15 protein-coding genes are annotated in these 13,025 nt (G+C 59.5%); 12 read left to right on the forward strand and 3 right to left on the reverse strand.

The features are described 5' to 3' along the window. The first annotated feature begins 127 nt into the window (after window positions 1-127). The 8 genes from PG881_RS14525 to PG881_RS14560 all read left to right on the forward strand — a co-directional run bounded on the left by PG881_RS14525 (window position 128) and on the right by PG881_RS14560 (window position 4,900). The gene (locus PG881_RS14525; RefSeq protein WP_017410169.1) at window positions 128-526 is read left to right on the forward strand and encodes a septal ring lytic transglycosylase RlpA family protein; all 399 of its coding nucleotides are present in this window, start codon (window positions 128-130) and stop codon (window positions 524-526) included. A 134-nt stretch (window positions 527-660) separates the two neighbouring features. Continuing rightward, entirely contained in the window at window positions 661-981 is a 321-nt protein-coding gene (locus PG881_RS14530; RefSeq protein WP_270801031.1) for a putative quinol monooxygenase, read from the forward strand. 318 nt (window positions 982-1,299) lie between these two features. Then, complete coding sequence (locus tag PG881_RS14535) at window positions 1,300-1,803, forward strand: GNAT family N-acetyltransferase (protein ID WP_270800852.1); 504 nt, start codon at window positions 1,300-1,302, stop codon at window positions 1,801-1,803. Beyond that, a complete protein-coding gene (gene def / locus PG881_RS14540; RefSeq protein ID WP_270800854.1) occupies window positions 1,782-2,282 on the forward strand; it encodes a peptide deformylase in 501 nt (166 codons plus the stop codon). Before PG881_RS14535 ends, def begins: the two co-directional genes overlap by 22 nt. 64 nt (window positions 2,283-2,346) lie before the next feature. Beyond that, window positions 2,347-2,958 (forward strand): DJ-1/PfpI family protein, encoded by a 612-nt coding sequence (locus PG881_RS14545; RefSeq protein ID WP_270800856.1) that lies wholly within the window; start codon window positions 2,347-2,349, stop codon window positions 2,956-2,958. Between the two features lie 67 nt (window positions 2,959-3,025). Further along, window positions 3,026-3,511 (forward strand): GNAT family N-acetyltransferase, encoded by a 486-nt coding sequence (locus PG881_RS14550; protein ID WP_270800858.1) that lies wholly within the window; start codon window positions 3,026-3,028, stop codon window positions 3,509-3,511. 52 nt (window positions 3,512-3,563) lie between these two features. Further along, a complete protein-coding gene (locus tag PG881_RS14555; RefSeq protein ID WP_270800861.1) occupies window positions 3,564-4,073 on the forward strand; it encodes a GNAT family N-acetyltransferase in 510 nt (169 codons plus the stop codon). Then, window positions 4,070-4,900 carry a hypothetical protein gene (locus PG881_RS14560; protein ID WP_408770415.1) on the forward strand — a complete coding sequence of 277 codons (831 nt, stop codon included), beginning with the start codon at window positions 4,070-4,072 and terminating at the stop codon, window positions 4,898-4,900. Before PG881_RS14555 ends, PG881_RS14560 begins: the two co-directional genes overlap by 4 nt. Before the next feature lie 77 nt (window positions 4,901-4,977). Here PG881_RS14560 and PG881_RS14565 read toward each other — a convergent pair whose 3' ends face one another. Continuing rightward, window positions 4,978-5,181: a hypothetical protein gene (locus PG881_RS14565; protein WP_042867481.1), complete on the reverse strand. Its 204-nt coding sequence runs from the start codon at window positions 5,179-5,181 to the stop codon at window positions 4,978-4,980. Window positions 5,182-5,367: 186 nt separating this feature from the next. On the opposite strand from PG881_RS14565, the gene PG881_RS14570 reads away from it, so the two are divergent. Next, window positions 5,368-6,255, forward strand: coding sequence for a PhzF family phenazine biosynthesis protein (locus PG881_RS14570; RefSeq protein WP_270800869.1), 888 nt, complete (start codon window positions 5,368-5,370; stop codon window positions 6,253-6,255). Window positions 6,256-6,331: 76 nt separating this feature from the next. On the opposite strand, the gene PG881_RS14575 is transcribed toward PG881_RS14570, so the two are convergent. Both PG881_RS14575 and PG881_RS14580 read right to left on the reverse strand, forming a co-directional pair. Further along, on the reverse strand, window positions 6,332-7,609 hold the full coding sequence (locus PG881_RS14575) for a lipase family alpha/beta hydrolase (protein WP_270800872.1): 1,278 nt from the start codon (window positions 7,607-7,609) through the stop codon (window positions 6,332-6,334). Between the two features lie 675 nt (window positions 7,610-8,284). Then, window positions 8,285-8,863: a PhnA domain-containing protein gene (locus PG881_RS14580; protein ID WP_016350625.1), complete on the reverse strand. Its 579-nt coding sequence runs from the start codon at window positions 8,861-8,863 to the stop codon at window positions 8,285-8,287. A 225-nt stretch (window positions 8,864-9,088) separates the two neighbouring features. Here PG881_RS14580 and PG881_RS14585 point away from each other — a divergent pair, with 225 nt between their 5' ends. From PG881_RS14585 to PG881_RS14595, 3 genes are all read left to right on the forward strand, one after another. Next, the gene (locus tag PG881_RS14585; protein WP_270800876.1) at window positions 9,089-10,318 is read left to right on the forward strand and encodes a methyltransferase; all 1,230 of its coding nucleotides are present in this window, start codon (window positions 9,089-9,091) and stop codon (window positions 10,316-10,318) included. Between the two features lie 311 nt (window positions 10,319-10,629). Further along, window positions 10,630-12,078 (forward strand): chitinase, encoded by a 1,449-nt coding sequence (locus tag PG881_RS14590; protein ID WP_270800879.1) that lies wholly within the window; start codon window positions 10,630-10,632, stop codon window positions 12,076-12,078. Between the two features lie 452 nt (window positions 12,079-12,530). Next, window positions 12,531-12,911 carry a VOC family protein gene (locus PG881_RS14595; RefSeq protein WP_270800881.1) on the forward strand — a complete coding sequence of 127 codons (381 nt, stop codon included), beginning with the start codon at window positions 12,531-12,533 and terminating at the stop codon, window positions 12,909-12,911. Window positions 12,912-13,025 lie beyond the last annotated feature (114 nt).

Genomic DNA, 13,025 nt, shown 5'->3' on the forward strand with positions numbered 1-13,025 from the left:
CGTTTTGTTTGGAAACTGTGGCAAAGTAGCGGCGCGGCCATGGCTGGCCGGCACCACGCCGGTTCGCTCATGCCCGCTAGCGCTTCATTGGCATCGACAACCCCGCAGGGGAGCAAGGACAAGGCACATGGTTGAAAAGGGGCAATTTTTGCGAAAGGGGCTGCTGCTGTCGCTCACCGTGCTGCTGGCGGCCTGCAGCAGCCGCTATGACGAGAGCCACGGCGGCAGCTGGCGCGGCTATAGCGAGACGGGGCTTGCCTCCTACTACGCCGATCGCTACCACAACAAGCGCACCGCCAGTGGCGAGCCTTATCAGCGCCACGCCAACACCGCCGCCCACATGGAGTTGCCCTTCGGCGCCATGGTACGGGTCACCAACCTCGCCAACGGCAAGAGCGTGGTAGTCAGGGTCAACGACAGGGGAAATTTCCCGCGCGGGCGCATCATCGATCTCTCCAAAGCGGCCTTCAGCGCCATCGGCAATCCTCGCGCCGGGCTTATCAAGGTGAAGATAGAGGCGCTCTAGGCGCTGACTCGTTCAGTGGCTTGAACAGAGTGTCCATCCTGCCCGGCTATATCCCGCCTGGCCGCTCCTCTTACACTGCAGCTCGACGCAAAGGCAGCGCCCGGATTGGGGCCCCTTTGCTTACCCTTGAGAACATGGAGCAGACCAAGATGAGTGAAGAGAAACGGGTGTCCATCGCCGTGTTGAAAGCCCGCGCCGGCATGAGAGAGCCACTGCGCCGCGAGCTGCTAAAGCTCATTGCGCCGACGCGGCGCGAGCCGGGCAACCTGGATTACGTGCTGTTTGAATTGCAGGACGAGCCGGGCACCTTCTACATGCGCGAGGCGTTCATCAATCAGGCCGCGCTGGACAGCCACTGCCAGACGGACTATTTCCAGGCCTTTGCCGCCGAGGCGGAGGTTCTGCTGGCAGAGCCGCTGCGGCTGATTTTTATGAAGGAGGTGAGCCTCCCTTAAACCCATCGGGCCCACGGTTGGCCCGATTTCTACCCATGTCTGGTGCCGCCCCGGACGCTATCCCATCCCATCCCATCCCATCCCATCATGGGGAATCTCTGGTCTGCGTCTCTGCATCCTCTACCGAGAGGTTGAACGGGGGCTTATTGCCCTTATCCCGCCTGTTTATGCCTGCCGTCTTTTCATCTCCAGATTGTCCGGTAAGATACCCAAATGAAAATCAATGTTGGGGCCGAGCGACATGACCGCCATGGCGGGTGGACGGTCTGACGAGAGGTGGTCATCAGGCCGCCAAGATGGTTGAGCCGAGGAGAGGGAATGGAGATCGAACTGGCGGAGATAGCGACAAGTGAGTTTGAACAGCGCTTTGCGGCCGTCAAGGAGGGGATCTTTCCCTATGTCGAGGCGGTGTTTGGCTGGGATGACGACTTTCAGCGCGAGCGGTTGACCAGCGAATATCAGCCGCACTGGTTCTCGTGGATCCTGGCAGAGGGGGAGAGAGTCGGTCTGCTCTGCTGCAAGCCATACGACGATGCGCTGCACATTCATCTGTTGATTATCTTCCCCCGTTATCAGGGTCGGCAGCTTGGTTCGGCCGTCATGGCGCGGCTGCATCGCGAGGCAGCATCTGAGGGGAGACTCCGGGTGACCCTGTCGAGCTTTAGCGCCAATCAGAGGGCAATAGAATTTTATCGGCGCCTCGGTTGTCAGGTGGTAGCGGAAGAGCCGGCGTTCATCTCCTTGTCCTGGCCGGTGACGAGGGAAGAGTCGTCGTTACTAATGGTTGACGGAGAGCCCTCATGGCAAGGCTGGAGATTTTAACGGTTCCTGATCCCCGATTGAGCATCAACGCCGAGCAGGTTGAGGATATTGCGGCCGTGCAAGGCCTGATTGATGACATGTTGGAGACCCTCTATGCCACCGACAATGGTATTGGTCTGGCGGCCACGCAAGTGGGGCGCAAGGAGGCCATCGTCATCATCGACCTGTCAGAAAAACGGGATCAGCCGCTGGTGTTGATCAATCCGCAAGTGACAAGCGGCACTGAACCGGCGTTTGGGCAAGAGGGGTGTCTGTCCGTGCCGGATTATTATGCCGATGTTGAGCGTTACGGCTCGGTGGTGGTGTCGGCACTGGATCGCCATGGTGTGCCTATCACGGTAAAGAGCAGCGATTTTCTGGCCATCGTGATGCAGCATGAGATCGATCACCTGCAGGGCAAGGTGTTTATCGATTATCTCTCGCCGCTAAAGCGCAAGATGGCGTTGAAGAAGGTGAAAAAGCATCTCAAGGCGACATGACGTGATATTTCATGCGGCGCATTACATATCCATTTGATTATCTGCACAGGAGGACGGGGTAGCCATGTACAAGGTTGGTATTGTTTTATTTGATGATTTCACCGATGTGGATTTTTTCTTGATGTATGACCTGCTTGGGAGAAGCAAAGAGAGCTGGTCGGTGAAAATACTGGGAACCAAGCCTGAGCATGGCTCTGCACTGGGTATCAACGTAAAGACGGATGGAGATGTGGCGGAAGCACAGGATCAGGATGTGGTGCTGATCACCAGCGGGCAGCGTGGTATCCCTGCTGCGCTGCAAGACCACGAGTTCATGTCCGCATTGCGGCTGGATCCGCAGCGCCAGCTGATTGGCTCAATTTGTGCTGGTTCATTCATATTGCATGAGCTGGGCTTGCTGCAGGGAAAGAAATTAACAACCAACCCTGCAGCCAAAGCCCAGTTGCTGGAGATGGGGGGTGATGTTCAGGACGCTCCTCTGGTCGTGCAAGGAAATATTGCAACGGCAGGCGGCTGCCTCTCACTGGTTTATTTGATTGGCTGGGTGGCCGAACGGTGTTTTGGTCCGGAAAAACGTAGATTGATGCAATCTCAGCTTATTCCTGCCGGACAAATGGAAATCTTCGAACAGCTGATCTCCTCCACTATCAGAGAGGCTGAAGAGTCATTCGACTGATGCCATTGCTCACTGTTTATATCTGTCTGGACCCATAGCCTGTCTGCCCAATGAAACAGGATGGCGCATGCACCTCGAATTCAAAAAAATAAACCTGGCGCGTGACTATGAGTTTTGCGTGGCAGCCCGTCGGGACGCCTATGTTTGCAGCTTCCACCGCGACGAGGGATTTGACGAGTTTCTGGCGGGTTATCGGGAGCGGATGGCGACGAGGCTGGCCAACAAAGAGTGGCATTATCTGCATGTCTGGCAGGGGGACGAGATAGTGGGGCAGCTGGAGTTTTGCACTGTCTCAGCCGAACCGGAAACCGGCTACATATACCTGATCTATTTGACGCCACAGGCTCGTGGTCAAGGCATGGCCGATCTGCTGCTGCAATATATCGGTCGTACTTTGTGGCAGGCTGGCTGCCGGCGAATAGTGTTGTCGGTCAGCCGTCTCAACCCGCGGGCGCTGCGTTTCTATCGGCGCTGCGGGTGGCAATATCGGGGACCCAACCCCAAGCATGCCGAGACAGATTTCTATGAATATTGGTTGCAGGATCCGGCGTGATCAGTAGTCGTATTTGAACGGGAAAAACAAAGTCCCATGGAGGGGAAAATAGATGGAAGTGAGACAGGTTCGGGTATCGGATGCAGATAACCTACTGGCCTTGATGAACAGACTCGACAATGAAACAACTTTTATGCTCTATGAGCCGGGTGAGCGCACCACGACTGAGATCGAGCAAGCTCAAATATTGGCCTCGTTTGTCAGTGCAGACAACAAAGTCATGCTGGTACTGTCGGAGCATGACGAGATTGCAGGTTTTATTGTGGGCATCGGTCAACCGGCAAATCGCAACAAACATGTACTGTATTGCTTTATCGGCATTCAACATTCAGCAACTGGACAGGGCTTTGGCAAAAAAATGATGTCTGCGCTGGAGGCGTGGGCCAGGGCGCATGGCTTTACCCGTATGGAGTTGAGCGTCATGTATCACAATGCCCGGGCTTGTGCGCTATACCGCGCCTGCGGATTCGAGGTGGAAGGGGTCAAACGCAATACGATGAGGGTCGATGGTGCATATGTCGATGAATATGTGATGGCCAAGCTGATTGAGGAGGGGGCATGAGCAAGATGCAGTGGCTGGTTTCCTTGAACGTCGCTCGGTCGTCAAGGCGTGCGCGCAGTTGGGTGTCGCTTGTTCTGGTGTCGCTGCTGGGCTGGCTGCTGGCCATGGCGCCAGTTGATGCCGAGGAGCCGCAGCTCGGCGCCGAGTATCGTCCTCTGGTACAGAGGGTGATCGATGCCGCCAAGGGGCGGGATCCACAGGTCCTTGCCCGTCAGATCAAGTATCCCTTCAAGCAGGAGTATCCCATCCCGGTCATCAAGAGCACGTCCGAGATGGTGGCCCGCTTCGACGAGGTGTTTGATGACGCCATTTTAAACAGCATTGCCAGCTCCCGGGTCGGGCAGGATTGGCAGGCCATGGGCTGGCGCGGCATCATGCTGGGCAGTGGCGAGGTGTGGCTGGATTTTGATGGCAAGGTGATCGGCATCAATCATCAGACTGCGCAGGCTGCAAAACGCAAGGCCGAGCTTGTCGCCAAACAGAAAAGCGATCTTTATCCCGGTCTGCGGGAGTACCAGCGCCCCGAGCTGATGTGGCAGACCGAGAAATTTACCATTCGCATCGACGAGCTGGGTGACGGCCGTTATCGCTATGCCTCCTGGGCCAAGGGCAAGGCGCTCAGCGACAAGCCGGACCTGGTGCTCAGCAATGGCACCGTCAGGGTGGAGGGCACGGGAGGCAACCACACCTATCTATTCACCAGCGGCCCTTACCGCTACGAGTGCGTTGTGACCGTTTTGGGTGAACGGGGCATGCCGCCGGGCGAGTTGGTGGTCTATCAGAACGAGGTTGCCATCATGCACCAGCCGGTGATCAAGGTGCTCTGATATCCCTTGATCTGCCCGGAACGTTCAACGCGCGGCCAGAGCCGCGCTTTTGTTGTCTGCAACGGCTGATGGCTTCGCTAGCCCTGCGGCACTCGAACCCCCTTGTCGAGGTAGAGGCTGCTGTAGTGGGCGCGGTGGGTGACAAACATCACCTGATGGCGGCTGCCGTCGGAGAGGATAATAAAGTCGCCTGCCTGAGCGGGGCTCTGCAGGCTGATCTCCTGTTCGGGGGCGGTCAACTTGTCGACCTCCTCCTTGAAGGTGAGGGTGTAAGAATACATAGGGTGCTCCACAACAGGACCTTATACAGACACGCATCAAACGTAGCTGCTGTGGCCCGGATCTGCGGCGCCCAAGCGGCACCCGCGTACCATTTAATTTACCGGCCGCGGCGGGCTCGCTATCTTATGGAAAGCGGCCCGCGGCAAGTGCAGGCCAATCATGTCGGCGACAGTCAGGAGCGAGCGATGACAGAGCGTGAATGGGAACCCGAGTTGGTGCGCATTGCCGCCTTCTCCACCGGTGCCAAGGGCGGCAATCCGGCCGGGGTTTGGCTGGGGTCGCAGCTGCCCGGTGTCGAGGAGATGCAGCGCATCGCCGCCGAGGTGGGCTTTTCGGAGACGGCGTTCGCCGCGCCCTTGCCCACGCCCGCAACGCCGGTGGATGAGCAGGCTGGTCCGCGGCAGTGGCGGGTTCGCTATTTCTCTCCTGCCGCCGAGGTGCCGTTTTGTGGGCACGCCACCATTGCCCTTGGGGTGGCGCTGGCCCGCCGGGTTGGCGCCGGCGAGTATCAACTGCAACTCAATCAGGCCACCATCTCGGTCTCGAGCTGGCTGGATGGGGAAGGGGAGTGGCAGGCGGCGCTGCAATCGCCCCCCACTCGCAGTAAACCAGCCCCTGCCGAACTGGTGAGCGCCGCGCTGGCACTGTTTGGTTATACCCAGACAGACCTGGATCCCCGCATTCCACCGGCCCTCATTCATGGCGGCGCCGATCATCTGGTGCTGGTGCTCAACAGTCGCGCCGCCCTGGCAGCCATGCACTACCAGATGGCCGAGGGACGGACCCTGATGCAGCAAGAGGGGCTGGTGACCATCTTGCTGGCGTATGCCGCCCGCGAGCAGCTGTTTCATACCCGCAACCCCTTTGCCTATGGCGGCGTGTATGAGGATCCCGCTACCGGCGCCGCCACCGCGGCCTTTGCCGGTTACCTGCGGGATCTGCACTGGCCCCACGGCGGCATCATCGACCTCTTTCAAGGGGAGGATATGGGGATGGCGTCGCACCTGCATGCCGAGATCCCCCCCGAGCCCGGCAGCTCAATCCGGGTATTTGGCCGCGCTCGCCTGATGTGATCGTCAGACAATGAAAAAACCGCCAGCTGGCGGTTTTTTACTTTATGTCGAAGATAACCGGAATGGCTGTGTTGGCCTATTGCGAGTCGTGCTCCCCAGCCGGGCTCTGCTCTTGGTGATCGCTCTGTAGCCAGAGCAGCAGCTGGCGAGCCACCTGCGGGCTGCCGAGCAGCGCCATGTGGCTGGTGCGATAGGCAATCATGGTATGGGCGGGGAGAAAGGCCAGCTGGTGGCGTGCCTCGTCATGCAGGCCAAGGGCACTGCGCAAGGGCACCAGACCATCACCAATCAACCGATCTGCCAGCACGCTGCGCTTGGCTGCCGTGGTGGCCGCAATGGCAAAACAGCGGACTCCGCCGGGCAGGGGCAAGGGGGTGCGAGGATCGGCCAAGGGGGAAGAAGGGGGATTCCGGGTTGGGGATGAGTCCATCACCTTGCCGTGGCGCAGATCCTTGATGCCGATGCTGCGCAGCTGTGCCAGCCTGACGAACGGCTCGCTGTAGGCCGTCGCCGGCAGCAGTTGCTCCAGCCAGTGGCCGGCGGATTCGAGCGGTGCGCCATGATGGGGCGTGCCAAGAAACAGCAAATTTTTAAGGTGAGCCGGCCAGGCCTGGGCGGCCAGGTCGGAGCTGTGACAGGCGCTGCGGATCACCAGCCCGCCCATGCTGTAGGCCAGCACGCTGATCTCGCCAAGGCCGCCGGGCCAGTGGGTCGCCAGTTTTTCCAGCTGACGGGCCAGTGCGTGACCGTTCTGCACGATGGAGAGGCCCGAATTGTAGCGCACATAGATGGGCAGGTAACCCAGCGCCTTGGCCAGCATCTCCCCGTGATTGACCGGTGCATCCTGATGCCGGGTCTGCCACTGCAGATCGTTCATGCACAGCCCGTGCACCATCAGCAGTACCCGTGCGCGAGGGGGCAGTGGCGCCGGCAGGGCCGGCCAGCTAAGGGGCTTGCCGAGATAACGCAGGGTCATGGGGGTGGCCAGAGCATTGTGACTCTCGACCAGCTTGTCCCCCATCACGCCATTGAGGGTGGCGAGCAGGGCGGCGCGACTGGGTGTGTCGGGAATTTGCTGCAAAGGCGGGGCTGGCGGCAGACGGGCAAGCAGGGCATGGATGCCGCTGCCCAGCGCGCTGGCAGCGCCATATACCCCCTTGTAGACCAGCCCGGTGATCCCCGTCGTCTTTCCTTCTTCCCGCCCCTTGAAGCCCATGCCGCTCAATACCGCCTGATGGACGGCCTCGGTGAGCTGTATCGTCGCAGGCAGAGCCTGAATGAACAGCCGGGTCAGCTCGCGAATGTCCGCAAGCTGCCAGGAGGAGGCGGGTTGCGGTGCTGTTGGTTGCGTCATGAAAGCCCCTGTGAAGGTATCGCCGGCCGGCTCCCGCCCGACAGCGGGCGGCATGCATGACAACCAGCTTGCGCCGTTTGTCCCGAGTTTGCCAGTAACGCATCGGCGGTTCTTGGCGAGAAGGCTAGTGGGTAGCCTCGGTGCCCGGCGGGCAGGGCAATCCGCTGGCAGAGACGCTCATGCATCTAGTCGGACAGGGTTGGTGGCTGGAGCAGGAGGTATTGGTACTGGCCAGGGGATGGCAAGCATGGCCATTGAACGTAGCTTGCGACTGATATCGCCACAAAAAAACCGCCATCAGGCGGTTTTTTTATGCTGCCGGCCCTTATTTCAGGGCTTTCTTCAGCTTCTTGATCTTGCTCTCGTGCTTGGCAATTTTCTCAAGGCGGGCGGCAATCTTCTGCTTGATCTCTTTCTTGCTGACTTTGGCCATCTGGCGTGCTCCTTTTGCAGTGATGACACTCGCGGTGTCGGGGGTAGGTCAGTCCATGAAACGCCAGAGTGCCACAGGGTTGCTGATGACACCAACTTTTCGCTCAAAATAACGGCAGACAGCATGCCGGCGTAGGGCCTTGTGTCGCGACGGTCCTAAGCGAGAACAAGGGGGAGGTAGTGTTATCGGCAGGCACAAAAAAGCGCCCCGAGGGGCGCTCTTGCTAGCAGGGCTGAGGGCGATCAGGCCTTTTTCAGGTAGGCGGCGACCAGTACGATCTGCACGCCGTTGACCTTGCCTTCGATGTGCAGCGGGTTGTTGGTGAGGCGGATGCCCTTCACCAGGGTGCCGCGCTTGGCGGTGAAGCCTGCGCCCTTGACGTCCAGATCCTTGATCAGGGTAACCGAGTCACCTTCGACCAATACGGCGCCGTTGGAGTCGACGGTGGGCACGCTGTCGTCATCGTCGCTGGCCATGCCCGCTTCGGCCCAGGCTTTGGTCTCTTCTTCCATGTACATCATGTCCAGCATGTCCTGGGCCCAGACCTCGCCTTGAGCGGAGAGGTTCTTCAACTGGCGCCACGCCATGACCTGTACCGCAGGCACCTGGCTCCACATGCTGTCGCCCAGGCAACGCCAGTGGTTGACCACTGTGGTCGCCGGCTGCTCCAGCTGGCCACGGCAGGTGTCGCACAGGGCAACGCTGTGATCATCATCGCTGGCCGGAGAGTGGGGGACCGCGAAGGCAGTCAGCGCCTGTTCGGCACCGCACAGTTCACACTTGGCGCCCGCGCGCGCTTGCAGGATGGCATTGATGGTCATGTTTTGGTTCCATTCACGTTGGTAAAATGGCCCGCGATGGGCAGGCCAAGATAATGAAGGGGCGGAATATACCACAAAACCCCGTTCTTTGTCAGGCTAAGCCCGGTGGCAGGCCCGCAGCCGGCCAGCGGGGGCATCACCGGGACCTGTTGGCGCAGGAGGACTGCGGGACAGCTGTGATGGAGCAGCATAGATGAGAGTGCTTTTTGACGCGGGATCGCTAGAATGAGCCTCCATTTTGACGGTAGAACAGGGGCGCGCGTGCTGGCTCAACGTTTTCAACAACTGGATCGACTGCTGAGCGAAGCCCGGCACTGGTGGCAATACCAACCCTACCACCACCTGGACCTTGCCTTTGCCAAGGCGGCTCCGGCGCTGGCTGAACGGCTCAATGCCCTGTCGCTGGCCGAGATTGAGCGGCTCGATGGCGACATGCCCGCCCTGTCCGAGCTGCTGGCCCCCTGGATCCCGCAGGGGTCAGCGCTGCATGCCCTGAGTGCGTTGCCGACCCTGACGGCCGAGCCCATCCCGTGCGAGCGGACCATGGCGATGTACATGCCGGGGCGCAAGCAGGCCCAGATTGAAGCCTTCACTGCCTGTCTGCCCGTGCACCGCGGCCCCTATCTGGAATGGTGTGCGGGCAAGGGTCACCTGGGGCGGCTGGTCTCCCTGCACCGTCAAGCCGAGGTGCTGAGCCTGGAGCTGCAGGCGCCATTGTGCGAAGAGGGGCGCCAGCTGGCCGCTCGCGACGGTGCCCGCATGGCATTTGTCTGTGCCGACGCCTTCGCCGATGATACCGCCCAGCTGATCGCCCCGGCCCATCACGCCATGGCGCTGCACGCCTGTGGCGAGCTGCACACCCATCTGATTGAACAGGTGGCGGCACGCGGTGCCGAGGGGGTGACCCTCTCCCCCTGCTGTTATCACCTGATCCGCACCAGCCACTACCGCCCGCTCTCCGGCCCGGCCAAAGCCAGTGTGCTGCAGCTTGCCAAGAGCGATCTGAAGTTGCCGCTGCAGGAGACGGTCACCGGCGGCGCCCGCATCGCCCGCCTGCGTGAGCAGGAGGTGGCCTGGCGGCTGGCCTTTGACTGCCTGCAGCGCCAGGTGCGCGGGGTGGACGAGTATCTGCCGGTGCCCAACATGCAAAAGAGCCTGCTGACCGGTACCTTCGAGGATTTCTGTTGCTGGGCCGCCGAGCGAAAGGGGCTGGTATTGCCGGCCGGCCTAGACTACGCCGGGTTTCTGGCAAAAGGGGAGGCGCGCTATGGCGATGTCGCCCGCATGGAGCTGGTGCGTCACCTGTTTCGTCGCCCGCTGGAACTCTGGCTGGTGCTGGATCGCGCCCTCTTCCTGCAAGAGCAGGGCTACCGGGTGGAGGTGGGAGAGTTTTGCAACAAGCCCATGACCCCCCGCAATATCCTGATCCGCGCGGTGCGAGCACGGCACGGATAAGCGGCTGGCCTCGGCGAGGCCTGTTGCAGCACTGTACAGTTCGCCCTTTGGTGCTTCTCGTTGATGGGATCGTGTCGTTGAAAGAGCGGTGTGACCGCTCTTTTCTCATTTTTCTTCGGTTTATTTTCATATAGCCGAAAGGCTCGTTATCACATCTATCCACAATGCATTTTATGCTCGCCAACCGGCAGAGTGAATTGGCTCACAGTTCCGGCAATATTCTTAATTTTCATCGTGAATTTAGTGGTCTGTAGGATTACTCTCGAGGCGACTCTTATCCCGACGTTATTCTGATATAAGGACTGTCTGTTATGTTCAAGCCTACACATTGTGCCTGGCTGGTTGCGGCTGCCTGCGCATTGCCAAGTTATGCCATGAATATTCAACCCGACCCGCAAAATGCCGGTGGATATGTAATTTCCGCCCCAGAACTGGCGGCGGTTGAAAAAACCAAGACGGCCAATCCCATGTACGGGATTTGGGCAAAGGCGTTGGCGACACGTTCCAATACCATTGTCGATGCCATCAAGCCAAGGGCAGCCAGCAATCCGGATAACGTCAAACGGGTCGAGCGGGTATTCACCGAATCGGATTGGGATTATTTAACCCAGATGGCGGCGCCGGAATATACCTATGAGCGCTTCTTGCGGGCGGTCGGGAAATTCCCGGCTTTTTGCGGCGAATATACCGATGGCCGCGATGCCGATGCCATCTGCAAAAAATCCATCATCACCGCCTTTGCCCATTTCGCCCAGGAAACTGGCGGCCACATCGCCAAGGAGAATATCTCCGACAACCCGCTGGCGCTGGAGGAGTGGCAGCAGGCGCTGGTGCACGTGCGCGAGATGGGCTGGTCGGAGGGGCAGACCGGCTACACCACCGGCTGCGGCCAGAACGACTGGCAGAACAAGAAGTGGCCTTGCAGCACAGGCCAGGGTTATTTCGGCCGCGGCGCCAAGCAGCTCTCCTATCACTTCAACTACGGTGCCTTCTCCGAGGCGATGTTTGACGGTGATGCGTCCGTGTTGCTGAACAACCCCGGGCTGGTGGCCGACTCCTGGCTCAACCTCGCCTCCGCCATCTGGTTCTTCCTGACCCCGCAGGCACCCAAACCCGCCATGCTGCACGTGATTGATCGCACCTGGGTGCCCTCCCAGCGCGAGATCGCCGCCGGCATCGGTTATGGCTTTGGCACCACCATCAACGTCATCAATGGCGGCATCGAGTGCGGCGAGCAGAACAAGAACAAGGGCCAGCCGGTCAACCGCATCCGCTACTGGGAAGGGCTCGCCGAGCACTATCAGATCCCCATCAAGGCCGACGAGAAGAACACCTGCTGGCAGCAGACCCCCTATGGCAGCCTTAACCTCAACGGCGCCACCGACGTGCTCTACACCAACTGGGACGGCAACTGGAAATACTATCCGGATCGGCCGGGCGGCTACTCGTTCGAATGTGAACTGGTGGGGTTCCAGACCGCCTACTCGGCACTGGTGCCGGGGGATTACGAGAAGTGTGTGACCAACTTCTACGGCTCCCACGCCAACTGGCCCAAGGTGCGGGTAGTGGCCAAGCTGGATCCTGCGCCGGTTGATCCGACCGATCCCCCCGTGGGGGATGTGGCCGCCTGGAGCGCCAGCAAGGTCTATACGGCGGGCAACAAGGTGAGCTACAAGGGAGCCATCTATCAGGCCAAGTGGTGGACCCAGGGCAATGAACCGGGCAAGGGTGATCCCTGGGTACTGGTGCCGGCGAAATAGCGTGAAGCGGCTTAATCAATCAACTCGGCAATGGATAACACCTCTCTTGCCAAGTCGGGGGACATATTGTCCCCCTTTTCGATATCCTGCCTTGTGAAATAAAACCAGTGTCTAATTTTGAAGGATAGAGTGCGGTGCTGGATCTCTATCAGCGTATAAGCGTGTTCGGTGATAAAAATATCAGAAAACAATGAGTGAGGGTGGGTATGGTCAGTCGGAAATATCGCGCTGGCCCTTTTTAAATCTGGGTTGTGTGCCATCAGACAGTATTTGTGAGAGCCGACATTGGTGACTGCCAGGAGTTATTTCGCGGCCTCCTTTTTTTCCTCAGTCACCTATCACCCAGATATTCATCTTTATCGAAGCAGGCATACCCAGCAGTTAAAAAACATTGGCCGTCACCCCGTAATGGGGTATCACTGTGCCGATGAGTGAAAATCAGAGGAGACTTCATGTTTAATATTGCCATGCATTTTGAAATCCCGGTGACGGATATGGCGCGTGCCACGGCGTTTTACCACCGTGTGTTTGGCATCGAGTTCGAATTGACCCAGATTGATGGCAACGAGATGGCGCTGTTCCCGCTGATGGACGGTGTGGAGGGTTGCTCCGGCGCCTTGTCCAAAGGGGAGAGCTATGTGCCCAGTATCGACGGCACGCGGATCTATCTCGCGGTCAGCGAGATTGAGCGGGTGATGGCGACGGCCCAGGCGGCCGGGGCCCGGCTGCTCTACCCGGTGACACAGGTTGGGAAGGGCATCAAGGTGGCCGAGTTTCAGGACCTGGAAGGCAACCGGATTGCATTGCAGGAGCGCAGGCTGTTGGCCTCATGAGCCATCCCGCAGCTGGTTTTGTGATGGGGGGTGGCCGACGAGGGCGCAACATGGTACTCATCTGATCCGGTAGTGGCTGCGATGGCGCGGTCACGTCAGCGACGGCAAGCGACA

The organism is Aeromonas sp. QDB54, assembly GCF_027707385.1.
GTDB lineage: Bacteria > Pseudomonadota > Gammaproteobacteria > Enterobacterales > Aeromonadaceae > Aeromonas > Aeromonas hydrophila.